21 protein-coding genes, 2 pseudogenes and 1 riboswitch are annotated in these 23,541 nt (G+C 71.1%); of the genes and pseudogenes, 8 read left to right on the top strand and 15 right to left on the bottom strand.

Annotation, left to right across the window (positions count from 1 at the left end; genetic code table 11):
* The first annotated feature begins 39 nt into the window (after positions 1 to 39).
* Positions 40 to 153, top strand: a riboswitch (SAM riboswitch).
* Positions 154 to 187: 34 nt separating this feature from the next.
* From ABZX30_RS28640 to ABZX30_RS28610, 7 genes and pseudogenes are all read left to right on the top strand, one after another.
* Positions 188 to 304, top strand: coding sequence for a putative leader peptide (locus tag ABZX30_RS28640; RefSeq protein WP_023551189.1), 117 nt, complete (start codon positions 188 to 190; stop codon positions 302 to 304).
* A gap of 202 nt (positions 305 to 506) precedes the next feature.
* Positions 507 to 2,123 (top strand): ABC transporter substrate-binding protein, encoded by a 1,617-nt coding sequence (locus tag ABZX30_RS28635; protein WP_355938424.1) that lies wholly within the window; start codon positions 507 to 509, stop codon positions 2,121 to 2,123.
* Positions 2,124 to 2,126: 3 nt separating this feature from the next.
* Positions 2,127 to 3,086, top strand: coding sequence for an ABC transporter permease (locus tag ABZX30_RS28630; protein ID WP_355938422.1), 960 nt, complete (start codon positions 2,127 to 2,129; stop codon positions 3,084 to 3,086).
* A complete protein-coding gene (locus tag ABZX30_RS28625) occupies positions 3,083 to 4,006 on the top strand; it encodes an ABC transporter permease (RefSeq protein ID WP_355938420.1) in 924 nt (307 codons plus the stop codon). Before ABZX30_RS28630 ends, ABZX30_RS28625 begins: the two co-directional genes overlap by 4 nt.
* Positions 4,003 to 5,679 carry an ABC transporter ATP-binding protein gene (locus ABZX30_RS28620; RefSeq protein ID WP_355938419.1) on the top strand — a complete coding sequence of 559 codons (1,677 nt, stop codon included), beginning with the start codon at positions 4,003 to 4,005 and terminating at the stop codon, positions 5,677 to 5,679. Before ABZX30_RS28625 ends, ABZX30_RS28620 begins: the two co-directional genes overlap by 4 nt.
* A gap of 13 nt (positions 5,680 to 5,692) precedes the next feature.
* On the top strand, positions 5,693 to 6,751 hold the full coding sequence (locus tag ABZX30_RS28615; protein ID WP_355938417.1) for an LLM class flavin-dependent oxidoreductase: 1,059 nt from the start codon (positions 5,693 to 5,695) through the stop codon (positions 6,749 to 6,751).
* 253 nt (positions 6,752 to 7,004) lie between these two features.
* Positions 7,005 to 7,748: pseudogene (locus ABZX30_RS28610) on the top strand (transposase family protein); the annotation flags it as partial.
* 67 nt (positions 7,749 to 7,815) lie between these two features.
* On the opposite strand, the gene ABZX30_RS28605 reads toward ABZX30_RS28610, so the two are convergent.
* From ABZX30_RS28605 to ABZX30_RS28570, 8 genes are all read right to left on the bottom strand, one after another.
* A complete protein-coding gene (locus ABZX30_RS28605) occupies positions 7,816 to 8,241 on the bottom strand; it encodes a phosphotransferase (protein WP_355938415.1) in 426 nt (141 codons plus the stop codon).
* 46 nt (positions 8,242 to 8,287) lie between these two features.
* Positions 8,288 to 9,388: a phosphotransferase gene (locus ABZX30_RS28600; RefSeq protein WP_355938413.1), complete on the bottom strand. Its 1,101-nt coding sequence runs from the start codon at positions 9,386 to 9,388 to the stop codon at positions 8,288 to 8,290.
* Positions 9,385 to 10,209, bottom strand: a complete 825-nt coding sequence (locus ABZX30_RS28595; RefSeq protein ID WP_355938411.1) for an ABC transporter ATP-binding protein — start codon at positions 10,207 to 10,209, stop codon at positions 9,385 to 9,387. Before ABZX30_RS28595 ends, ABZX30_RS28600 begins: the two co-directional genes overlap by 4 nt.
* On the bottom strand, positions 10,206 to 11,090 hold the full coding sequence (locus ABZX30_RS28590; protein WP_355938409.1) for an ABC transporter permease: 885 nt from the start codon (positions 11,088 to 11,090) through the stop codon (positions 10,206 to 10,208). The genes ABZX30_RS28595 and ABZX30_RS28590 overlap by 4 nt, the downstream gene beginning before the upstream one ends.
* A 5-nt stretch (positions 11,091 to 11,095) precedes the next feature.
* Positions 11,096 to 12,139, bottom strand: a complete 1,044-nt coding sequence (locus ABZX30_RS28585) for an ABC transporter substrate-binding protein (protein ID WP_355938407.1) — start codon at positions 12,137 to 12,139, stop codon at positions 11,096 to 11,098.
* A 124-nt stretch (positions 12,140 to 12,263) separates the two neighbouring features.
* Positions 12,264 to 13,193, bottom strand: a complete 930-nt coding sequence (locus ABZX30_RS28580; protein ID WP_355938405.1) for an ABC transporter substrate-binding protein — start codon at positions 13,191 to 13,193, stop codon at positions 12,264 to 12,266.
* A 77-nt stretch (positions 13,194 to 13,270) separates the two neighbouring features.
* The gene (locus ABZX30_RS28575; protein ID WP_355938403.1) at positions 13,271 to 14,647 is read right to left on the bottom strand and encodes an LLM class flavin-dependent oxidoreductase; all 1,377 of its coding nucleotides are present in this window, start codon (positions 14,645 to 14,647) and stop codon (positions 13,271 to 13,273) included.
* A 331-nt stretch (positions 14,648 to 14,978) separates the two neighbouring features.
* Complete coding sequence (locus ABZX30_RS28570) at positions 14,979 to 15,683, bottom strand: GntR family transcriptional regulator (RefSeq protein ID WP_355938401.1); 705 nt, start codon at positions 15,681 to 15,683, stop codon at positions 14,979 to 14,981.
* 219 nt (positions 15,684 to 15,902) lie between these two features.
* Between ABZX30_RS28570 and ABZX30_RS28565 the strand changes: the two genes are divergently transcribed.
* Positions 15,903 to 16,817 (top strand): rhodanese-like domain-containing protein, encoded by a 915-nt coding sequence (locus ABZX30_RS28565; protein WP_355938399.1) that lies wholly within the window; start codon positions 15,903 to 15,905, stop codon positions 16,815 to 16,817.
* 429 nt (positions 16,818 to 17,246) lie between these two features.
* Here ABZX30_RS28565 and ABZX30_RS28560 read toward each other — a convergent pair.
* The 7 genes and pseudogenes from ABZX30_RS28560 to ruvC form a co-directional block, all read right to left on the bottom strand.
* Positions 17,247 to 17,357: pseudogene (locus ABZX30_RS28560) on the bottom strand (adenine phosphoribosyltransferase); the annotation flags it as partial.
* Positions 17,354 to 18,469 carry a protein translocase subunit SecF gene (secF, locus tag ABZX30_RS28555; protein ID WP_355938397.1) on the bottom strand — a complete coding sequence of 372 codons (1,116 nt, stop codon included), beginning with the start codon at positions 18,467 to 18,469 and terminating at the stop codon, positions 17,354 to 17,356. The pseudogene ABZX30_RS28560 and the gene secF, both read right to left, overlap by 4 nt.
* Positions 18,470 to 18,472: 3 nt before the next feature.
* Positions 18,473 to 20,269, bottom strand: coding sequence for a protein translocase subunit SecD (gene secD, locus ABZX30_RS28550; protein ID WP_355938395.1), 1,797 nt, complete (start codon positions 20,267 to 20,269; stop codon positions 18,473 to 18,475).
* A gap of 142 nt (positions 20,270 to 20,411) precedes the next feature.
* Entirely contained in the window at positions 20,412 to 20,942 is a 531-nt protein-coding gene (gene yajC / locus ABZX30_RS28545) for a preprotein translocase subunit YajC (RefSeq protein ID WP_355938393.1), read from the bottom strand.
* 178 nt (positions 20,943 to 21,120) lie between these two features.
* On the bottom strand, positions 21,121 to 22,191 hold the full coding sequence (ruvB, locus tag ABZX30_RS28540; protein ID WP_355938391.1) for a Holliday junction branch migration DNA helicase RuvB: 1,071 nt from the start codon (positions 22,189 to 22,191) through the stop codon (positions 21,121 to 21,123).
* Between the two features lie 28 nt (positions 22,192 to 22,219).
* Positions 22,220 to 22,825, bottom strand: a complete 606-nt coding sequence (gene ruvA, locus ABZX30_RS28535; protein WP_355938389.1) for a Holliday junction branch migration protein RuvA — start codon at positions 22,823 to 22,825, stop codon at positions 22,220 to 22,222.
* Positions 22,822 to 23,367: a crossover junction endodeoxyribonuclease RuvC gene (gene ruvC, locus ABZX30_RS28530; RefSeq protein ID WP_355938387.1), complete on the bottom strand. Its 546-nt coding sequence runs from the start codon at positions 23,365 to 23,367 to the stop codon at positions 22,822 to 22,824. The genes ruvA and ruvC overlap by 4 nt, the downstream gene beginning before the upstream one ends.
* Positions 23,368 to 23,541 lie beyond the last annotated feature (174 nt).

The following is a 23,541-nucleotide window of genomic DNA, read 5'->3' as shown; positions in this document are numbered from 1 at the left end:
CATTGACGTACGACAAGAGCCCTCCGTACGATCACGAACGGCATTGAGTGTCAGCGTCAAGCCCTGGCTCGCTGACCGGCAACCCTACCGCGCGGTGGGGTGCTCCAGGTGAAAGCCCGGCGGGATCACCGAGGATCCCCGCAAGCGCGTGGCCCCGTGACCGGGGCCGGAAATGTGGAGGACCGGCATGCGGCACGGTGGTGACCTCAGCGCCCGCTTCGCCGGCGCCACCGTGTTCTCCCGGCTCTCGCGTCGGCGCCACATCGACCTCAAGCGCTCGACCAGCTGCCTCTGTCAGGCCTGACGGCCCCTTCCGCCGCCGGTCGTAGTCCGGCACGCACCGGCCGTCACCGCACCGCCTGCGGCTGACCCCCGCTCCGCCCTGATCCCTGTCTGCACAGCGCTTCCCCGCCACCGGTCTTGTACCGGCGGGGGCCGCACGCCCATGCACGTTCGTGCCTTGTACGGCGCCTTCTTGCCTGGTGACACGAGTAGGAGAACCCTCCGTGAACGCGCTTCCGGCTTTCAGAGCCCCCCGCTGGGCGCCCCTCGCCGCCCTGCTGACCACCAGTGTTCTGCTGACCGCCTGCGGTTCGGGCGACGACTCCAGTAGCGGAAGCAGCCGGCCGAAGTCCGGTGGCACCCTGACCTTCGCGGTGGGTTCCGACGCCGGCTGCGTGGATCCACAGCAGGTCGGCAGCAACGAGAGCATCTACTCGGTGCGCCAGACCGTGGACTCCCTGACCGACCAGGACCCCAGGACCGGCAAGATCGTGCCGTGGCTCGCCAAGAGCTGGGACATCAACGCCGACGCCACGGAGTTCACCTTCCATCTGCGCTCGGGCGTCACCTTCAGCGACGGCTCCCGGCTGACCGCGCAGGTGGTCAAGGACAACTTCGACGCGGTGCCGAAGCTCGGCGCCCTCGGGGTCCTCGCCCAGGGCTATCTCAGCGGCGTCAAGAGCACCACCGCAGTGGACCCGCTCACCGTCAAGGTGACCTTCAAGGAGCCCAACGCCCAGTTCATTCAGGCGACTTCGACCCACTCGTTGGGCATCGAGTCGTCGGCGAGCGTGAAGAAGACCCCGCAGCAGAAGTGCAGCGACGGTGTGATCGGGTCGGGGCCGTTCGTGCTCAAGCAGTACGTCCAGAACCAGTCGATCACTCTGGCCAGGCGCACCGGCTACGACTGGGGCTCCTCGCTGTGGTCCAAGCAGGGCGAGGCCTACCTGGACAAGCTGATCTTCAAGGTCGTCCCCGAGGCGGGGGTGCGGGCCGGCAGCCTCCAGTCCGGGCAGGTGGACGCGATCAGCAGCGTCGGCAAGGCCAACGAGGCGGCGCTCGGGGGCGGTCAGGTCACCTTGCTGCGCCGGGCCAACCCCGGCGTGGTCTTCGGGCTCGGCGTCAACAACTCGCGGCCGCTGCTGAAGGACGTGAAGGTGCGTCAGGCGATCCTGGCGGCCATCGACCGCAAGCAGATCACCGACACCGTGTTCCCGACCGGCACCCAGCCGGCGACCAGCGTCCTGGCGCACACCACGCCCGACTACACCGACCTCTCCTCGGGCCTCGCCTTCGACGCGGCCAAGGCGAAGTCCGCGCTGGAAGCGGCCGGTTGGAAAGCCGGCAGTGACGGCATACGCGCCAAGGACGGCAAGAAGCTGAGCCTGACCATCAGCTGGTTCCCCAACGCTGCCACCAACCAGCCCGCACTGGAGCTGGTCCAGCAGCAGCTGAAGGCCGTCGGGATCGACGTGGTACTCAAGCAGGGTCAGGTCAGTCAGTTCGCCACCACGCTCCAGGGCGGTGACTTCGACCTGGTGTGGAGCAACGTGACCCGCTCCGACCCGGACATCCTGCGTACCTCCTTCTCCACCCAGCTGGCCAACTTCTACCGCCTGCCCGCCACTTCCCTGGACGCGGCGCTGTCCGGCCAGGCCGCGACCACGGACACCGCCAAGCGCGAGCAGCTGGTGGACGAGGCGCAGAAGCTGATCGTGCAGAACGCGTACAACGTTCCGGTGGTGGAACTCCAGACCCAGCTGGCCGTGTCGAAGAAGGTGCACAGCCTCGACTTCGACTCGGGCAGCCGCATCCAGTTGCACGACACCTGGATCGGCTAGCGCATGCGCCGCTATGTGATCAAGCGACTGGCGCAGGCGGTCGGGGTGCTGTGGGCGGCGTACACGGTGTCGTTCCTGGTGCTGAACTGGCTGCCCGGTGACCCGGTCACCGCGATGGCCGGTGCCGGGATGGACTCGGGGGACGTCGACCCGGCCCGGCTGGCCGCGCTGCGGCACGAGTACGGCTTCGACAAGCCGGTGCTGGTGCAGTACGCCGACTATCTGGGACGGGCGGTGCGCGGAGACTTCGGCGACTCGGTCGCCACCGGCCGTCCGGTCACCTCGACCCTGGCCGACGCGCTGCCGCAGACCTTACAACTGACCAGTGCCGCCCTGCTGTTGTCGGTGCTGCTCGGCGGTGGTCTGGCGGTGCTGGCGACGTACACCTCCCGGCGATGGCTGCGGCAGCTCCTGCTGTCGCTGCCCCCTCTGGGGGTGTCCGTCCCGACGTTCTGGGTGGGTCTGCTGCTCGTCGAGGCGTTCTCCTTCCGGCTGCACTGGTTCCCGGCGTTCGGCAACGACGGGCTGAAGGGGCTGGTCCTGCCGGCCCTGACGCTGGCGGTCCCGACCGGCGCACAGGTCGCCCAGGTGCTCGCCAAGAGCCTGCTCACCGCGCTGGACCAGGCGTATGTGGAGACCGCGCGGGCCAAGGGCGCCGGCCGGTGGCGGGTGCATCTGCGGCACGCGCTGCGCAACGCGTCCCTGCCGGCGCTGACGGTCGTCGGCCTGCTGGTCGGGCAGCTGATCGCCGGTTCGGTGGTCGTCGAGACGGTGTTCTCCCGCGACGGCCTCGGGCGCGTGACCGCGGCGGCGGTCACCTCCCAGGACATCCCGGTGGTCCAGGGGGTGGTGGCCTTCGGGGCGCTGATCTTCGTGACGACGAACCTGGTCATCGACCTGGTCTATCCGCTGCTGGATCCGCGGATCGTGGTGGCCTCGGGCAGAAGGGCGGCACTCGCATGAACCAGAGCCTTGTCGACGACCCGGCCGAGGCGGCGCTGGGACTGGCCCGCCCGGTCGAGGCCGGGTCGGGGCCGGAGCCGGGACGCCGCGTGGATGTACGGCGGCTGCTGCGCTTCGTGGTGCGCCGCCCGGGTCTGCTGCTGTCGGTCGTCGTCCTCGTGCTGGTGGTGCTGGCCTCGTTCTGGCCCGACCTTTTCACCTCGCAGGACCCACTGAAGGGCGTGCCGTCCCAGAATTTCCGCGGCCCGAGCGGCAGTCACTGGTTCGGCACCGACGAGCTGGGCCGCGATGTGTTCTCGCGGGTCGTCCATGGCGCCCAGCTTTCCCTGAAGGCCACGCTGATCGCGGTGCTGGTGGCGTTCGTGGTCGGCGGGTTGCTCGGGGTGGTCGCCGGGTTCGTGGGCCGCTGGGTGGACGACGTGCTGATGCGCTTCGTCGACGTCCTGCTGTCCATCCCCACGCTGTTCCTGTCCCTGGCCCTCGTCACCGCGCTCGGCTACGGCACGGTGAAGGTGGCCGTCGCGGTCGGCATCGCCAGCGTCGCCGCGTTCGCCCGAGTGGCGCGCGCAGAGGTGCTGCGGGTGCGGCAGGCGGTGTTCGTGGAGGCATCGCGCGCGAGCGGGGCCCGCTGGTACTCGGTGCTCGGCCGACACGTGCTGCCCAATGCCGCAGGCCCTGTAATCGTCCTGGCCACCCTTGACTTCGGCTCCGCCATCCTGGCCGTGTCGGCGCTGAGCTTCCTCGGCTACGGCGCTCCCCCGCCGGCCCCGGAGTGGGGCACGTTGATCTCCGACGGCCGCAACTACCTCGCCAACGCCTGGTGGCTGACCGCACTGCCCGGTCTGGCGATCGCCGCGACCGTGCTGGCCACCAACCGCATCGCCCGGGCGCTGGACGGCGAATGGTCCCGGCAGCGATGACAGACGAACGTGAGAACGGTGACGACGTGACCACACCGCTGCTGGAGATACGCGGCCTGTCGGTGTCGTACCGCACCCGGGGCGGCACGGTCGAGGCCGTCCGGGGCGTGGACCTCGACGTATGGCCGGGACAGGTGACTGCGGTGGTCGGCGAGTCCGGATCCGGCAAGAGCACGACCGCCCACGCGATCAGCCGGCTCCTTCCAGGGAACGGCGGCATCGACGCGGGCACGGTCCGCTTCGGCCGGCACGACCTCGCCACCCTGTCTGAGGCCGAACTCCGTACCGTACGCGGAGCGCGGATCGGACTGGTCCCCCAGGATCCGACGGTCTCCCTCAACCCGGTCAAGCGGATCGGCGACCAGGTCGCCGAGGTGCTGCGCATCCACGGTCTGGCGACCCGCCGATCGGCTCCCGCCGAGGCGGTCGCCGTCCTGGACCGGGCCGGGCTGCCCGACGCGACCACCCGCGCACGGCAGTACCCGCACGAACTGTCCGGCGGAATGCGGCAACGCGCGCTGATCGCCATCGCCATCGCCGCGAAGCCCGAGTTGATCATCGCCGACGAGCCGACGAGCGCGCTCGACGTCACCGTGCAGCAGGTCATCCTCGACCATCTCCAGCGCCTCACCGAGGAGTCGGGCACCGCGGTCCTGCTCGTGACCCATGACCTCGGGGTCGCCGCCGACCGGGCACAGCGGCTGGTAGTCATGTCGCGGGGCACGGTCGTCGAGGCGGGTTCGACCCATGACATCCTCGCCAACCCCCAGGACGCGTACACCCGGCACCTGCTGGCCAGCGCCCCGAGCCTGTCCACCGCCCGCCCCCGTACGGCCGTCCCCACTCCGCGGGCGGGCACGGCGTCCCTGGTCGAGGTACGCAACCTGGTCAAGGAGTTCAGGCTCCCCCGTACCGGCGACGGGACCCGCACCCTCCGCGCGGTCGACGACGTCAGCTTCACCCTCCACCGCGGCCGGACCCTCGCCCTGGTCGGCGAGTCGGGCTCGGGCAAGTCCACCACCGCCCGCCTGGTCCTCCGTCTCACCGACGCGACCGCCGGACACGTCCTGTTCGACGGCACCGACGTCACCACCGCGCGTAGCGCCCAGGCCAGGCAGCTGCGCCGCCGCGCCCAGCTCATCTACCAGAACCCGTACTCCTCCCTCGACCCCCGCTTCTCCATAGCCGAGGTGATCACCGAACCACTCCGGGCCTTCAAGGTCGGCGACCGCGCCTCCCGGCTCGCCCGCGCCCGCGAACTGCTCGACCGGGTGGCGCTTCCGTCCGCCACGCTGGAACGGCGTCCGGCGGAGCTGTCCGGCGGGCAGCGTCAGCGGGTGGCGATCGCCCGCGCCCTCGCCCTCTCCCCCGACCTGGTGGTGTGCGACGAGCCGGTCTCCGCGCTGGACGTGTCCGTGCAGGCCCAGGTCCTGGACCTGCTGGCCGAGTTGCAGGCCGACACGGGGGTGGCCTACCTCTTCATCTCGCACGACCTGGCCGTCGTACGGCAGATCGCGCACCAGGTCGCCGTCATGCGGGCCGGCCGGATCGTCGAGACGGGCCCGCCGGAGGAACTGTTCACCCGCCCCCGCCACGCGTACACCCGCGAACTGCTCGCGGCGATCCCCGGCGGTCGCGTCCCCTCCCCCGCCGCCGAGACCACCACGAGCTGAGGACGAGCGTCACGTGAGCACTCCCACCATCGCCTCCCTGGCCCTTCTCACCCCGGGCAACTTCGCCGACGACGATCCCTACACCGGCCTGGAGGAGACACTCCAGCTCTTCGAATACGGCGAGCGGTTGGGCTTCGACGGCGCCTGGATCCGCCAGCGCCACCTCGAACACGGCGTCGGCTCGGCCGCCGTGTTCCTCGCCGCGGCAGGCCAGCGCACCGAGCGGATCGAACTGGGCACCGCAGTCATCCCCATCGGGTACGAGAGCCCGTTCCGCCTGGCCGAGGACCTCGCGCTGGCCGACGTACTGTCCCGCGGCCGCCTCCAGGTCGGCTTCAGCACCGGCATGCCGCACGCCGAACTGCTCGGCCACCTGGTGTACGACGGGGACTGGCGCGGCTTCGACCTGTCGTACGGCAGGATCGCCCGCCTCGTCGACAACCTGCGTGGCGACTACCTCGGCGGCCCGGACACGGTGATCCACTCGCCCGGGAACATCCAGCGGCCGCGGCTGCAGCCGCACAACCCCGGTCTCGTGGAGCGGATCTGGTATGGCGGAGGCAGCCTGCGCTCAGTCCGCTGGGCCGCCGAGAACGGTCTCAACCTGCTGTCCGGCAACATCGTCTCCGGCGAGGACACCGAGGACTTCACCACCGCCCAGCTGAACCTGCTTTCCGAGTACCGGCGCACCCTGGGCGACGACCGGCCGGCGGCGCGGGTAGCGCTCGGACGGGTGATCGTGCCGTTCGACAGTGCCGACGCGGCCGCCCGGGCCCGCTACCGGGACTACGCGGCCAGTCGGCACGAGCGCACCCTGAAGCCGCAGACCCTGGCGGCGCTGGGCCCGAAGCGGTTCCTGTTCGCCCCGGACGTGGTCGGCACCGCGGAACAGATCCTGGAACAGCTGGCGGCCGATCCCGTCCTCGCGCAAGTGTCGGAGCTGCGCCTGGAGCTGCCGTACGAGTTCCACCGGGAGGAGTACGAACAGATCCTGCACGACGTACGGCATCTGATCGCCCCCGAGCTGGGCTGGCGCGTCGCTTCTCCGGTGGTTCAGGAGGCGGGCCGGTGACTCCTGTTCCAGAGCGCCCGGTCCGGCTGAGGTGCACGCCCGCGAGCCGTTCGCAGAGGCCCACCGCTTCCACGGCGCCGGGGAGTAGGAGGTGCTCACCGCCACCGCCCACTGATCCTTTCCCGGTAACCGTCGGTCGCTGAGCGTGATCGCTTCCGGGCGTCTCGTGGTGCGCACTCCCGACTCCGGGCAGGCGTAAGGCCCCTGGTAGGAACGATCTTGCGAACAGAAAGATCCGACCGAGGGGCCTCGCGTGCCGACCAGTGTCACATACACCGCCGTGGTCGATGTCCGGCGGTCTACCGCCGAGCACCTGGCCCGGCTCCTGCGAAGCCACCGAAACGAGGTCGGTACCCGACGGGGGCGCCGGGCGCTGGGCTGCTTCAAGCAGGCCGTGCTGATCCTGCGCTGGTCCATCGACGGCACGCGCCTGTCCCAACTCGCCCGCGACAACGCCCTGTCCACCTCTACCGCCTACCGATACCTGCACGAAGGGCCGATGGCCCTGGCGGCCGGGGCACCGGACCTGGCCACCGCGCTGCAACGGGCGGAGGCGGCCGGCCTGACTCATCTCAACCTGGACGGCACCGTCATCCGCACCGACCGCGTCGCAGCCCCGGGCCCCAACGGGGCAGACCTCTGGTGGTCGGGGAAACACAGGCATCACGGCGGCAACGTGCAGGTCATCTCCACCCCGGACGGCTGGCCGCTGTGGGTCTCGCCGGTGCGGCCCGGCCGCGAGCACGACACCACCTGCGCCCGCCACCACGGACTGATCGAGGCTCTGAACCGGCTCGCCGACCAACTGGGCACCCTCACCTTGGTCGACCTCGGCTACGAGAACGCCGGGGACGGCTTCCGGCACCCGGCCAAGAAGCCCGCGGGCGGTGAACTCACCGAAGCCCAACAGGCCTTCAACAAGGTCATCCGAGGCATCCACGGGGTGTGCGAGCGAGCGAACGCCCTGCTCAAGACCACCTTCAAGGCCCTGCGGCGCGGACGTCATGCAATCCCAGCTCCCACCGGGCTCCAAACGGAGCCGGGTAGACCCTGGAGGCCGTCCGTTACTCCAGCACCGCACGGAATGCGCGCTCACCGATACCGCGCATCAGCGGGTTGTCCGCCGAGTGCGACAGGAAGACCAGGGACAGGGCAAGCGCCCATCCGCGGGCCCGCTCCCAGGTTGCGTCGTCCGCGCGGCCGTACGCCTGTCGAAGGGCAGCACGCTGCTCCGCGGTGAACAGCGTCCAGGCCACGGACAGGTCAGTGGCGGGATCGCCGGAGGTGATGTCACCGAAGTCGATCACGGCGCTGATCCGGCCGTGATCGACCAGGATGTCCGCCGGGTGCAGATCCCCGTGCAGCCACACCGGCGGCCCGTCCCAAGCGGGCGCAGCGGCGGCCGTCTCCCAAATCTGCAGTGCGGTGGCGCGGGCCGCTGGGGGTACCCCCTCCGGGGGAGGGCGTGCCGGACCCCGCGTCTGCGGCATGATCCGCCGGACGGCCCCCGCGCCGAAACCTCGGCCTGAGAGCCCCTCAGTCGAGACGCCGAAGCCGGTCGCGCAGGTGGTCCAGCAACTGCCGTCCGGCCGGACCGCCGAACCATTTCGTGTGTTCGGTGAAGTAGGTGTATGCGAGTCCGGTGTTGACGGCGGATCGGGTGACGCCGTGGAAGTAGTCCATCTCGGAGAGCGCGAACTCCGCGTTGACCAGGGGCAACAGCGCCGGCAGCGCGGCGCGTTCGGCCGGTGTCAGCGGGCGGACCGCGTGGTAGCCGTCGAGCAGGGCGTCCACATGGTCCAGGTGGACACGTACCGTGCCGCTGGGCAGGTCCAGCCACTGGACGACGTTGCGTTCGAGCGCCACGGCCAGGTCGTGCACGGCGGTGGTGCGGTCGCTGAGGCCCATGTCGAGCGCGGTGGCCACCGTCGCAGGCGTGTGTGTCGTGTCCCACAGCAGGTTGGAGGCGTGCCAGTCGTTGTGGGTCCACAGCGCGTCCAGCGCGTCGAGGTGGGGTGCCAGCGCCTGGTGGTACGGCAGATGCAGCCGCTCCAGGTCATCCTGCCAGGGCCTGCCGGACAGGGCGTCCGCGAGCGCGGGGCGGGCCTCGACGTAACGGTGCAGCGCTGTCACGGGGTCGGGTCCGGCGAAGACGGTGAAGGAGCTGACCAGGGGCTGTACCCGGCGTCGTGGGGCGTAGAAACCGACGGCGGCCAGGTGCAGCCGGGCCAGTGCCGCCCCGGCCTGGCGGGCGTGGCCGGCGGAGGTGAACGGCGACCAGGAGCGGGCCTCCCGGTACAGGTCGGTGCCGACGCCGGCGGTGTGCACCTCGTACACCCACTCGCCGCGGCCAGTGGCGGACACGACCTCGACCACCGGGGCGCCGCGGCTTCGCAGATGACGCAGGAAGGCGTGTTCCTCGGCGAGCCCGTCGAGGGTGCGCACGCTCACATGGTGGCGTTTGACGAACAGCCGGCGTCCGGCGTCCACGAGTGCGGCGGCCGACAGGGGGCGGGGGCTGCGCCACACGATCCGGGCGGGCCTGCCGAGCACGTCGGCGACCTCCGGCCCGGTCAGCGGCGCCCAGTCGGGGTCCACTGCCTCGTGGCCCAGGCCGTGGGACAGCAGGGTGCTCACGGCGAGACCTCCTCGTGTTCGGCGGCGGGCGCAGCGGTGCTGCGGGGGGAGTCACGGCGTTGCAGAGCTGCCAGCAGGCGCCGCTCCACGGCCGCCGTGGCGGGCTCGGTCAGGTCGGCCCGTCCGCGTGGTCCGCGGCGCGGGATCTCGACACGTTCGACGACGGTCGCCGGGCGCGGGGACAACACGTGCACGGTGTCCGCCAGCAGGGCCGCCTCGCGGATGTCATGGGTGACCAGGATGATCGTCCAGCGGTAGCGCTGCCACATCTGCGCGAGCCACGACTGCATGTCGGTGCGGGTCAGCGAGTCCAGCGCGCCGAAAGGCTCGTCGAGCAGGAGGACCGGCCGGCCCAGGACCACGGTGCGCAGCAGCGCCGCGCGCTGCCGCATGCCGCCGCTGAGCTGGGCGGGGTAGGAGCTCTGGAAGCCGTCGAGGCCGAACGCCTCGAAGAGTTCGCCGGCCCGCCGCCGGGCCTCCTTGCGGCGCACGCCCTCCGCCTCCAGGCCGAGGGCGGTGTTGTCCAGGACGGTCCGCCAGGGCAGCAGCAGGTCCTTCTGGGGCATCTGGGCGACCTGGCGGGATCCCGGTCCGGTCGGCTCGCCGTCGACCAGGACGGTGCCGCTGTCCGGCCGCTCCAGGCCGGAGATCAGGTCGAACAGGGTGGACTTCCCGCTGCCGCTGGGTCCGATGACGGCGGCGAACTCTCCGGGACGGACGGTGAGGTGCAGGTCGCGCAGCACTTCCAGGGTGCCGAAGGACTTGCCGACACTCCGGACCTCCAGACCACGGTGGAGTGCCGGGGCGGGAGTGGTGCTCATGACGGGTCCCCGTTCCGCAGAATGCGCTGCCAGGGCAGCAGCAGGCGTTCGAGCAGGAAGGTCGCCGCGAACAGGGCGATGCTGAGGCCGGCGGTCACGGCGACCGCCGCCAGCACCAGGTCGGTGCGGAAGGCGCTCTTCTGGGCCTGCATGTAGATGCCGAGTCCGCTCTCGGCGCCCGCGTACTCCGCGAACACGGCGCCGACGACGGCGTAGGTGATGCTGACGCGCAGGCCGGCGAAGAAGTACGGCATGGCGCTGGGGACCCGCAGCAGCCGGAAGGTGCGCAGCCGGCCGGCGCCCAGGGAGCGCAGCAGTCGCATCGCGTCGCGGTCGGCGGAGGCGAACCCGGCGGCGAGGTTGGCGGCCAGGGGGAAGAAGGTGGCCAGGGTGACCACGAGCATCTTCGGCAGCAGACCGAAGCCGAACCAGATGATCAGCAGCGGGGCGATGGCCACGATGGGGATGGTCTGAGAGGCGACCAGCAGGGGGTACAGGCCGCGGCGGGCCGCGCGGGAGAAGTCCAGCAATACGGCCACCGCCCATGCCAGGACGAAGGAGAGGGCGAAGCCCGCGGCGGTCTCCTGGATGGTGGGCAGTGTGTTGGCCGACAGGTCCGCACGGTTGGCCCAGCCCTGCGCGATGATGCGACCGGGGCTGGGCAGCATCGTGGGATCCACGGCCGCGGCCGTGGTGTAGATCTGCCAGCCGCCGACGAGGAGGGCGAGGACGAGCAGAGGCGGCCAGCCGGCCGCGAGGAGGGCTGCGAATCGGCGACGGGAGCGGCGCGTCGGCGGTGCCGCCGGTCCGGCCGCGGTCGAGGGACCGCCGGCTGCCGGCGCGGGCGGGGCGGTGGAGGGAACGGAGGGGGGCGCTGACACTCCCATCACCGCTTCGGGAGGTAGTCGTTGGTGAAGAACTGCGAGGTGTCGGGCGTCTTGGTCAGCTTCTTGCCGTCGGCGTCGGTGAGCAGGCCCGCCGAGAACTCGAAGTCGGCGAAGTCCTGCCAGCGCTTCGCGGACTGCCCGCCGATGGTGCCGTCAGCGGCCCGGTAGTACTTCTCGGCCAGCAACTCGGCGCTCCTGTGGACCAGTTCGGTGTTGGTCAGCTCGCTCCGATTAGCCTTGATCAGGAGGTCTGCGGCCTTGTCGGGATGGTCGGCGGCGTAGGTGTAGCCCTTCTGGAGGGCGGCGACGACCTTCTTCGCGGTGTCCGGGTTCTTCTTGAGATAGGTGTCGGACGACGCGATCAGCGTCGAATAGATCTCGGGAAAGCCGTAGTCGGACAGGGCGAAGTTCTTCAGCGGCTTGCCGATGAGGTCGGCCTCCAGCCCTTCCCAGGTGGGCATCGGCATGGCGAAGTCGGCCTTGTTCGCGTAAAGGGCCGTGTACGCGGAGGTGTTGAGGGCAACGGACCTGAAGTCGCCCTTGCCGTCCGCGTTGCGGATGACCTTCTGCAGGAGCGGCTTCTCGTAGGCGGCGCCGAAACCGGCGTAGGTCTTGCCGTCGAGGTCCTTGGGGCTGCGGATGTCGTCGCGTTTGGCGGAGACGGCGATGGTGACGTTCGTCTTCTGGGTGACCGCGTACACCGAGGTGATGTCCTGGCCGGCCGCGCGGGCGACGGTGAGGCCCTCCTGGTAGGAGATGCCGAAGTCCGCCTTGTGGGAGGCGATCAGGGTGTTGGGGTCGGTGGAACCGTAGGGGAGGATCTTGAGGTTGATGCCGGCCTTCTTGAAGTAGCCCAGCTCCTGGGCGACGTAGATGCCGGTGTGGTTGGTGTTGGGCGTCCAGTCCAGGGCCAGGGTGACGGTGGTGTCCGACGGGCTGGACGCGGTGTTCTCGGTGCCGGTGGAGCAGGCGGTCGCGGCGAGCAGCAGAGCCGTGGCTGCGGCGAGCAGGGTGGTGCGGGGAAGCGGGGAACGGCGTGTCATGGCGGGGGCCTTCTTCGTGCGTGTGCGGCGGTTTCCAGACGGGGGTGCGGTACGGCGGCCGGGCGACAGAGGGCGCTGCACGTGCGCTTGAGGTCGACCGGCACCCGCCGGGTCAGCAGGCAGTTCACGCGGCAGCCGCCCGGAGGAGCGGCAGGAACTGGTTGGTGTACGACGCCTCCCAGCCCTCGGCGGAGGGGATGACGCCGTGTTCGGCGAGCCACTCGGCGTACGGTCCGGTGCGGTCGGCCGCCACGAGGCCCCAGCGGCCCTCGGCGTCGGTCCAGGTGGGGGCGACGAGTGAGAGGGAGCGGGCGATGAGGGGCTGCGGGAAGTACGGGATGACCCGTTCGAGGAGGTCGAGGGTGCGGGCGTGGTCCTCCGCGGCCGCCTGGAAGCCGCGGGCGGTCGCGGCGAGGAACGCGGCGACCAGGACCGGATTGGACGCCACGAGTTCCTCGTGGGCGCCGAGAAGGTAGCTGTGGTAGCGAGGAGCGCCGATCTCGTCGACCGGCCAGGTGATCCGGCGTTCCGCGGGCAGTCCGCCGCGCAGGGCGTCCCAGGACCAGTAGTTGCCGAAGGTCGCGTCCGCGCGGCCGGCCTCGATGTCGTCGACCGTCAGCTCGCGGGTTCCGGCGTCCACCGTGACGAAGGAGTCCGGGTCGCCGCCGTCGGCGGCTATCAGATGCCGGATCATCGCCCGGCCGCGTGGCGTCGGGTTGTGGGCGATGCGTCGGCCCGCGAGGTCGCGGGGACGGGTGATGCCCTTGCCGGTGACGGTCTGCACGGCCTCCAGTCCGCGGTGGTTGACGGCGGCGACGCCGATGACGCCTTGCCCGCGGGCGCGGCGTGCCAGCAGGCGGTTGGGCGGGAAGACGCCGAAGTCGACCCGGCGCCGGGTGAGGTACTCCAGGGTGTCGCCGACTCCGGGGTCCTGCACGGCCAGTTCCACGTCGAGCCCGGCGTCGCGGTACCAGCCGCGGTCACGGGCGGTGTAGAAGCCGGCCGCGTTGGGCCAGGGGTGGAAGTAGTCGAGCATGACGCGGATCTGGGACACGACGGCTCCATAAGGGCGCTCGGGAGGACAAGGGTGGGACAGGCCCGCGCAGTGGACGGGTGGACGGGCGGGAACGGTCAGAGCCGGCGGTGTGCCGCGCCGGGGTGGCCCTCCGGCAGCCGGGGCCGGCCGGGACGGCCCAGGTACTCCCGCAGGGTGTGGCCCTCGTACTCGGACCACACCCGCCCCCGGCGTCGGAGTTCGGGCACGACCAGGTCGACGAAGTCGCGCAGGGTGACGGGGGTGACCGGGTCGGCGATGTTGAAGCCGTCGACGTCGGCGTCCTCGACCCATCGCTCCAGTTCGTCGGCGACGGTCGCGGGGGAGCCCACGATCACCGGCCCGCCGCCCCCGACGCCCACGAAATCGGCGATCTCGCGGGGCGTCCAGGTGCGGGTCGGGTCGAGCCGGGTGAAGACCTCGACCATGCCGCGGATGCCCTCGGTGTCCACGTACTCCAGGGGCACGTCCGGGTCCAGTTGCGAGAGGTCGATGTGCATCAGGGCGCTGTAGCGGGCGAGGCTGCCCTCCAGCGAGGCGTAGCGGCGGTAGTCCTCGTACTTCGCCCGGGCCTCGGCGTCCGTGGCCGCCGTGATCACGGTGACGCCCGCGAAGAACTTCAGATCGGCCGGATCGCGGCCCTCCGCGGCGGCCTTCGCCCGGACGGATTCCACAAGGCGGCGGGCCATCTCGGGACGGTAGGCCGACAGGAAGACTCCCTCGGCGTGCCGGGCGGCGAACGTCTGCCCGGCGGGTGAGGTGCCCGCCTGGAAGAGAGCGGGCGTGCGCTGCGCGGACGGCTCGGACAGGGCGATGCCCGGCACGTCGAAGTACTTCCCCCGGTGGGCGACGGGACGCACGCGGGCGGGATCCACGAAGACCCCCGCCTCCGCGTCGTGCACGACGGCGCCGTCCTCCCAGCTCCCCTCCCACAGCTTGTAGACGACCTCCATGAACTCCTCGGCGCGCAGATACCGCTCGTCGTGCGGTATCTGTTCGGTCAGGCCGAGGTTGCGGGCCGCGCTGTCCAGCGCGGAGGTCACGATGTTCCAGCCGATCCGACCGCCAGTCAGATGATCCAGCGTGGTCATCTTCCGGGCGAATGCGTAGGGCAGTTCGTAGGTGGCGGAGACGGTGACCGCGAATCCGAGGTGCCGGGTGGCCGCCGCCATGGCGCTGACCAGGAGCAGCGGGTCGTCGGTGGGCGTGTTGATGCCGTCGCGCAGCGCCGCGTCGACACGTCCCTGGTACACCTCCAGCGGGCCGAGGGCGTCGGCGATGAACAGCGCGTCGAAGCGGCCGCGTTCGAGGATCCGGGCCGTCTCCGTCCAGTGGTCCAGCTCGCGGTAGCGGTGGGCCTGGCTGTCGGGGTGGCGCCACAGCCCCGCGGCGGTGTGGCCGACGGTGGACTGGCGCAGGGCGTTGAGACGGATCCGCCGGGTGTTGCTGCTCATGCGTGAGCGCTCCTGGTGAGATGGCCGACGCCGCGGCGCGGGGTCGGCGGACGAGAGAGAGGGGAGGTCAGCGGGAGAGGCGGTGAACGCGACAACACCGGCGGCACATGCCGGGCAGGTGCTTGCCGCGGGAGCACTGCTCACTGGACTTCTCGCTGCGCTGTCGTGACGTGAGGAGACAGCAGGGGCGGCAGGAAGGGCGGGCGGCCACGGTCGTCTCCTCTCATCGGTTCTCGTCGGTTCTCGGCGGTCGGCACCGGGATGTCCCGGTCCCGTCAAGGGCTGGGGCGCTGCCGGACCCTGGCACGGGGCCGCTCGGCGGAAGGCGAGGTCAGTGGACGGGGGCTTGCTCCCCGCCGCCCACCAGGACGCGGATGCGTTGTTCCAGACTGCGCTGAAGGTGAGCCCGCATCGCGGCGCGTGCCTCGTCGGGGGCGTGGTCCTGAAGTGCCTGGAGGATCCGCTCGTGCTCCTCGTGGAGCACGCCGGGATCCCCGAACGAGGAGGGCGGGCCGCTGTCGTAGATCCGCAGCCTGGCGTTGAGCTTCGTCAGCAGCTCGGCGACGGTCGCGTTGTGACCGGCCTGCCACAGCACCTCGTGGAAGCAGAAATTGGCGGCCCGCGCGGCCTGCTCGTCGCTGGGGTCGCTGACCAGCTCGTGCTGGTGGCGCAGGCGTGCCAGGTCCAGGTCGGTGCGGCGCAGCGCGGCTGAGGCGGCCGCCTCCGACTCCAGGGCGATGCGGGCCTCGTAGATCTCCACGACGTCCTCGGAGGTGCCCGAGCGGATGCGGTAGCCCCGAGGAGCGCGCTCCAGCAGGCCGTCGTGCTCCAGCAGGCCGAGCGCTTCCCGGACAGGGGTGCGGGAGATGCCGTACTCGGTGCTCAACGCGGTCTCCAGGAGCGGGGCGCCCTTGGGAAAACGGCCGTTGAGGATGTCCTGGCGCAGCCGCCAGTAGTGCTCGGAGCCGCGCTGCTCCGGCTGGTCCCGCCCGGAGTCCGGCGCGGGCGATTCGGCCGGCTTGCGTACTGCGCTCATGACTCCCTCTCCCGTTCTCTCCGGTTTCGGCTGTGGATGTGCCGCCTCGGCGGTGATCGCAGCTTAGAGCATCGATCGACCTGTGTACACCCGCGTATACACACGTCGACGCGCGAATGCACTGCGGTGCTAGCATCGGGCACCCGCCCTGCCGGTGCGGGCGCGCGCCGGTCGGATCGGCGGAGCGACGGCGAGAATCAGGTGAGGAGTCGGGAAGCGGTGACCGGGGAGCGCGGTACGGACAGGGCCGAAGTGCTGATCACTCCCGAGGAGTTGGCGGTGGACACACGGTCCGGCGGCCGGCGCCTGATCCTCGACACCACCGTGCTGCTGGCGCCCGCCCGCCACGACGGGGACTACCGGGCCGAGTCGGGCCTGACCTCCTGGAGCGAGGCCCACCTGCCGGGTTCGCGCCATGTCGACCTGCTCACCCGCTTCACCGATCCGGCGGCGCCTTTCCACTTCGCCGATCCCGGTCCCGAGGCGGTCCACCGCGAACTCGCCCTGCTGGGAGCCGATCCCGGCACGGAACTGATCGTCTACGACTCAGGCAGCACTCAGTGGGCGACCCGGCTGTGGTGGACGCTGCGCAACGCCGGAGTGGCATCCCGGGTGCTCGACGGAGGACTGGCGCGCTGGCAGCGCTCGGGCCTGCCGGTCGAGCACGGGAGCGCCACGATCGCTCCCCGCCCGGCCGGACACCGCCCGACGGCCGGCTGGTCCGCGAGGGGCCGCGATCTCTGGGTCGACCTGCGCCTCGTCCGCGACATCAGCCTCGGCCGTCGGCCGGGCACCCTGGTCTGCGCCCTGGGCCGGGAGCATTTCGACGGTACCGCCCCCACCCGCTACACCCGGCGCGGCCGCATCCCGGGCAGCGTCAGCCTGCCGGCACGCGCTGTCCTGACGGACACCGGGAAGGTGGCCGACGCAGCCCGGCTCGCCGCCTACGCCGCCGGGCTGCCCGCCGGGGAGGCCGGTCCCGTGGTGGTCTACTGCGGCGGGGGTATCTCCGCCACACTCGCCGCGCTGGGCCTCGTACTCGCCGGCGTGCGGGACGTGCGTGTCTATGACGGTTCGCTGGAGGAGTGGACAGCCGACCAGACGCTGCCGGTCCTGACCGGCACCGAGGAATGAGAGGAAAGCCCGCCGGCCCAAGTCGCGGGGATGGCGAGGTGCGGCCGATGCCGGGGACCTCGGCGAGCGCGTGATCCGCAGCGGTCCCCGCACGGACCTCGGCCCAGGAGGGATCACACGGACCGGCGTGGAAGAGTTTCCGTCTCTGTGAGGAGGCTTGGCCGTACGAATGCCGAACTAACAAGCCAGGAGCGCGAGTTCACGGCTGGTTGAACCCGGGCCGGCAGCCTCCATCCGAGAGGATGATCACGGACCGGCCGGGCGGCGGGTGCTGCAGACGGCTCGCAGGGCGGCGGCCGGCTCGGCGTGCAGGTGGTCGCGGTGGCCCAGCCGACGGCACGGGGGAGGCGACGTCGATGACGGTAGCCGGTAGAGCCGGCTCTCCGCGGTGGCGGTGCAGGTGATGCCACCGCACCAGCGGGTGCCTACAGCAGCCGGGCCGGGCAGCAGCGGGGTGATGTCCTTGAACATCACGCCCTGCTCGGGGTAGTCCTCGACGTCCCGGATGCGACTGAGCAGCAGCTCCTCGATGCCGGTCATCGGCGCTTCCCCGAGGGTCGGCCACGGCCCCGGCCGCGGGACGCGGGCTGGTTGCGCGGGCCCACGACGGCCGCGGCGGCGTCGTCCGGCTCGTCGGCGCCGGCGTCGTCCGGCCGGGTCCCGGAGGGCCCTTCCTCGGCGGCGGCCTGGGACCGCTTGGCCAGGACGCGCTTCCTGAGGGCCTTCATCTGCGGCTCCGCCTCCTTGAGGTCGGCGACGAGCGGCGTGGCGATGAAGATCGACGAGTAGGCACCGGCGGCGAGACCGACGAACAGCGACAGCGAGATGTCGTTGAGCGTGCCCGCGCCGAGGAAGCCGCCGCCGATGAACAGCAGGCCCGCGACCGGCAGCAGCGCGACCACCGTGGTGTTGATCGAGCGCACCAGGGTGCCGTTGATCGACTGGTTGGCGATGTCGCTGTAGGTGAAGCGGGTCTGCTTGGTGATGTCCTTGGTCTGCTCCTTGAGGCTGTCGAAGACGACGACCGTGTCGTAGAGCGAGTAACCGAGGATCGTCAGCAGACCGATCACCGTACCGGGCGTGACCTCGAAACCGACCAGGGCGTAGATACCGGTGGTGATGGTGATGTCGTGGATCAGCGCGACCAGGGCCGCGACCGCCATCCGCCACTCGAAGGCGATCGCCAGGTAGATCACCACGAGCACCATGAAGATGCCGAGGCCCTGCCAGGCCTTGCTGGCGATCTGCTCGCCCCAGCTGGGGCCGACCAGGTCGGCGGCCAGCTTCTCGGGGTTGAGGTTCAGATCCTTGGCCAGGGTCTGCTTGATCTGGTCGGACTTGTCGGTGTCGATGCCGGCGATCTGGATGCGCAGGCTGCCGTTGCCGAGCTTCTGCACGACCGCCTCATGACCGGCGGCGTCCTGTGCGTACTCCTCGGCCTTGGCCACCGAGGTGCTCATGTGGGTCGGGGTCGTGAAGACCGCGCCGCCCTGGAACTCGATGCCCATGTTCAGGCCGCGCACCGCCAGGCCGACGATGGCCGTGATGGTGATCAGGATCGAGACGCCGTACCAGATCTTGCGCTTGCCGACGAAGTCGTAGCTGATCTCGCCGCGGTGCAGTCGCGCGCCGAGGTTGCCGAGTTTCGACATCGCTCACGCCTCCTTCGGGTCGACGGAGCCGGCGGCAGGACCGGCGGGACGGCGGGTGCGGCGCAGCGGCGGCTTGGCACCCAGGCTCTTCGGATCGAGACCGGACCACTTGTGGCCGTTCGCGAAGAACGAGCGGCGGGCGAGCAGGGTCATCAGCGGCTTGGTGAAGAAGAAGACGACGACCACGTCGAGCACCGTGGTCAGACCGAGGGTGAACGCGAAGCCCTGGACCTTGCCGACGGTCACGATGAACAGCACCGCGGCGGCGAGGAACGACACGAAGTCGGAGACCAGGACGGTGCGCCGGGCGCGCGGCCAGGCCCGCTCGACGGCGGGACGCAGGCTGCGGCCCTCGCGGATCTCGTCCCGGATGCGTTCGAAGTACACGATGAACGAGTCCGCGGTGATGCCGATGGCGACGATGGCACCGCAGACGGCCGGCAGGTTCAGCGCGAAGCCGATGCCCGGGCCGAGCAGCGCCATGATCACGTAGGTGAGGATCGCGGAGACCACCAGGGAGGCCATGGCCACGAGCGACAGACCGCGGTAGTAGGCGATCAGGTAGATCACGACCAGGGCGAGACCGATGGCGCCCGCGAGCAGACCGGCGTGCAGCTGCTCGCCGCCGAGCGCGGCGGTCACGGTGGTGACGGTCTCCTCCTTGAAGGAGAGCGGCAGGGCACCGTACGACAGCATGTTCGCGAGGCTCTGCGCCTCCTGCTGGGTGAAGCTGCCGGAGATCTCCGCCTGGCCGCCGGTGATGGCCTGCTGCACGTACGGGCTGGAGACGACGTCTCCGTCGAGGACGATGGCGAACTCGTTCTGCGGCTGCTGGTTCTTGGCCAGCTGGGCGGTGATGTCGGCGAACTTCTTCGACCCGCCGTTGGTGAAGTTCATCTGGACCTGCCAGCCGGCGGCGCCCTGGGTGTCGAAGACCGCCTGGGCCTTCTTCACCTCGGTGCCGTCCACGGCGGCCGGGCCGAGCAGGTACTTGTACCAGGTGTCCTTGATCTTGCCGCAGGCCACGGTCGACTCGCCGGGCTTGGCGCTCGTGCCGGCCACGGCACGGTCGGCGGGCTTGGAGCAGTCCAGGGCGGTGAACTGGGCCTGGAGCTTGGCGGCCGTCTTGTCGGTGGCGCTGCTCGAGGAACTCGACGAGGCGGAGGGGCTCGGGGAGGCCGAGGACTGCGCGGAGGCGGAGGCCGAGGACGACGGGGTGGCGTCGGCCTTCAGGGCGTCGGTGACGGCGCGCCCCTGCGAGGTGGCGGTGGCGCTCGGGGACGCGGAGGAGGACGAGGACGCCTTCTGCTGGGCGGAGGCGCTGCTCGACGGGCTCGGCGAGGCACTGCCGCTGCCGCTGGAGGAGGCGCTCGGCGAGGGGGACGGCGTGACGCCGGTGCTGGGCTCGCTGGCGAGGACCGTGCGGAAGTACAGCTTGGCGGTGGTGCCGACCTGCTGCTGGGCTTCCTTGGAGTTGGTGCCCTTGGGGATGTTGACGATGATGTGGTCGTTCCCCTGGGTCTGCACCTCCGCCTCTGAGACGCCCAGGCCGTTGACACGGCGGTTCATGATGTCGACCGCGGTGTTCATGTTGGCCTGGTTGATCGCGGATCCCTGGTCGGCCTTCGCCTTGAGCGTGATGCTCGTGCCGCCGGCGAGGTCGATACCGAGACGCGGAGTGGTGTTTCCGGAGGCGAACATTCCCCCGGTGAGCGCCACGATGGCGATCAGGATGAGGGCCAGCGAGCGCCCCGGCTTGCTCTGGGCACTCGCGCTCCGGCCCCTCTTAGGTGCTGCCACCTTCTCGTACTCCCTCTCGGGCCGCCCCGCGCCCGGTCGGGACGCGGGCGGCCATGACATGGTGTCGGGATTCCGTGCGGAAAACAGACGCGCCCGGGGTGCGTCGGCGCGAACCTATCGCGCCGCGCTCCCCGGGACGTGACTACTTCGCGTCGGAGTCGCCGTCGGTCTTCTTCGGCTCTTCGTCCGCCTTCGCCTCGGCGTCCCGGGCCTCCTCGGTCCTGGCCTCGGCGGCCAGGGCCTCGTCGGCCTTCTCCTCGGACGTCTCTTTCTTACCGAGGTCGACGGCCTTGTCGTCGGAGGCGGCGGCAGCGTCGGCGGCGGCGTCGGTCCCGGTGAGGGAGGAGGCGTCGTCCGGGACGACGTCGGTGTCGGACTTCAGGTCGTGCTCGATGCCGTGGACGATGCGGTTGTACTCGTCGTCGGTCAGGACGGCGCCGATCGCGTTCTTGGCGAAGAGGAGCTCGACACCCGGGCCGGCGTCGAGGAGGACCGTGTCCTCGTTGACCTCCTTGACCGTCGCGTACATGCCCCCGATGGTGCGGACGCCGGAGCCGGGCTGCATCTCGTTCCGCATGCTGGCGGCCTGCTGCTGCTTCTTCTTGGCAGAGCGCGTCATCAGGAACATGGCCGCGATGAGCACGATGAACGGGAGAAGGGTCAAGGTATTCACGGGACGGGATTTCCTTCGCGCGACCGCGACGGAGAGCGGCCTGGTCTTTGGGGGTGTGGTCGGCGCCGCCCGCGAAGGCGGCATCGGCGGAGTCTAAGCGAGTCCGCGCGCATGGAACAACGTTCAGCATGGCACCTGGGTTCCGCCCCCGGCCAATCCCCCGCCGGTGACCGCGCCGTCACGCCCCGAACAGGTCCTGTTGTCCGTTTCCGGCGGAAGCGGAGCGGGGCGGGGTGAGGCCGAGATGCGCCCATGCGGCGGGCGTGGCGACCCGCCCGCGCGGGGTGCGGGCGAGCAGACCCTCGCGTACCAGGAACGGCTCGGCGACCTCTTCCACGGTCTCCCGCTCCTCCCCCACCGCGACGGCGAGCGTGGACAGGCCGACCGGGCCGCCGCCGAACAGCTTGAGCAGGGCCTGCAGGACCGCGCGGTCGAGCCGGTCGAGGCCGCGCGCGTCGACCTCGTACACGGCGAGGGCCGCGGCGGCGATCTCGCGGGTGACCAGCCCGTCGGCCTTGACCTGCGCGTAGTCCCGTACCCGGCGCAGCAGGCGGTTGGCGATGCGGGGCGTGCCGCGGGAGCGCCCGGCGATCTCCGCGGCGCCCTCGGGGTCGATCTCCACGTCGAGGAGGCCGGCGGAGCGGTGCACCACGCGCTCCAGTTCGGCCGGTTCGTAGAACTCCATGTGCGCGGTGAAGCCGAAGCGGTCCCGCAGCGGAGGCGGCAGCAGGCCGGCGCGCGTGGTGGCGCCGACCAGCGTGAAGGGGGGCAGTTCCAGCGGGATGGCGGTGGCGCCGGGGCCCTTGCCGACGATGACGTCGACCCGGAAGTCCTCCATCGCCATGTAGAGCATCTCCTCGGCGGGCCGGGACATGCGGTGGATCTCGTCGAGGAAGAGGACCTCGCCCTCCTGGAGGGAGGACAGGATCGACGCGAGGTCGCCGGCGTGCTGGATGGCGGGGCCGGACGTGATGCGGATCGGGGCGCCCATCTCGGCGGCGATGATCATCGAGAGGGTGGTCTTGCCGAGGCCGGGGGCGCCGGAGAGCAGCACGTGGTCGGCGGTCGCCCCGCGTGCGCGGGCGGCGCGCAGCACGAGGTCGAGCTGCTCGCGGACCTTGTGCTGGCCGATGAACTCGCCCAGGTCCTTGGGGCGCAGGGCGGCCTCGACGGCCTGGTCCTCACGGTCGGCGACAGAGCCCACCAGCCGCTCGGGGGCGGCGGGGTCGGTCGTGTCGTCCCAGTTCATGTGGTGTGCCTCAGGGTGGTGTGGTCGGTCAGCGGGCGCGGTTCAGGGTCTGCAGGGCGGCCTTCAGCAGCTGGCCCACCTGCGGCGCGCCGCCCGCGGCCTCGGCCTGCGGGGCCACGGCGGTCACCGCCTCGTCGGCCTCCCGGGTCGCGTACCCGAGGCCGATGAGGGCCGCGTGCAGCTGGTCGCGCCAGCCGTGGGTGACGGGCGTGCCCACCGCGGGGGCGCCGACCGGCTCGCCGAGGCGGTCCTTCAGCTCCAGCAGCAGCTTCTGGGCGCCCTTCTTCCCGATGCCGGGGACGGCGGTCAGGGCCTTCTCGTCACCGGTGGCGACGGCCCGGCGCAGCGCGTCCGGGGTGTGCACCGCCAGCATCGCCTGGGCGAGTCTCGGGCCCACTCCGCTCGCGGTCTGGAGCAGCTCGAAGACCTGGCGCTCGTCGTCGTCGGCGAAGCCGTACAGCGTCAGGGAGTCCTCGCGGACGACCAGGGAGGTGGCCAGTTTTGCCTGCTGGCCCGTCCGCAGTCCCGAGAGGGTGTTGGGGGTGCACTGGACGGCGATGCCGATGCCGCCCACCTCGACCACCGCGGAGTCGGGGGCGAGGGCGGCGACCGGTCCGCTCACGAAGGCGATCATCCCGTACGGCCTTTCAGTGTCGGTGCCTTGGCTGCGTGCAGGGCGACGGCCTGCTGGAGCCGGTTCTGCGCGGGGGCACGCCAGATGTGGCAGATGGCGAGCGCGAGGGCGTCGGCGGCGTCGGCCGGCCTGGGCGGCGCGTCGAGCCGGAGCAGGCGGGTGACCATGGCGCCGACCTGCGCCTTGTCGGCGCGTCCGCTGCCGGTGACGGCGGCCTTGACCTCGCTGGGGGTGTGCAGGGCGACGGGGATGCCCCGCCGGGCGGCGCACAGCATGGCGACGGCGCTGGCCTGGGCGGTGCCCATCACCGTACGGACGTTGTGCTGGCTGAACACCCTCTCCACGGCGACGTATGCGGGCCGGTGTTCGTCCAGCCAGGCCTCGATGCCCTGCTCGATGACGACGAGGCGGTTCCCCAGCTCGGCGTCCAGCGGCGTCCGTACGACACCCACGCCCACCATGGTGAGCGGGCGTCCCGCGACGCCCTCGACGACGCCGACGCCACACCGGGTCAGCCCGGGGTCCACCCCCAGTACGCGCACCGCGCCCCTCCCTTCTTCGCGGCTGAACCGCCGCCGCTCTCGCGGACCTGGCTGAGCGCCGTCGGGGTTCCTCGACTGGTGGTCGCGGCCCGTGGATGGCGATCTGCGGATGGCGCCAGGCTAGCCGCTACCACTGACAACGGCGGCGGGCTGGTGGGACGTGTCCCACCAGCC

The sequence above is a fragment of the Streptomyces sp. NPDC004542 genome, assembly GCF_040610035.1.
Classification (GTDB): Bacteria; Actinomycetota; Actinomycetes; order Streptomycetales; family Streptomycetaceae; genus Streptomyces.
Note: the sequence above shows the minus strand (reverse complement) of the source record. Positions and strands in the feature narration are given on the sequence as shown.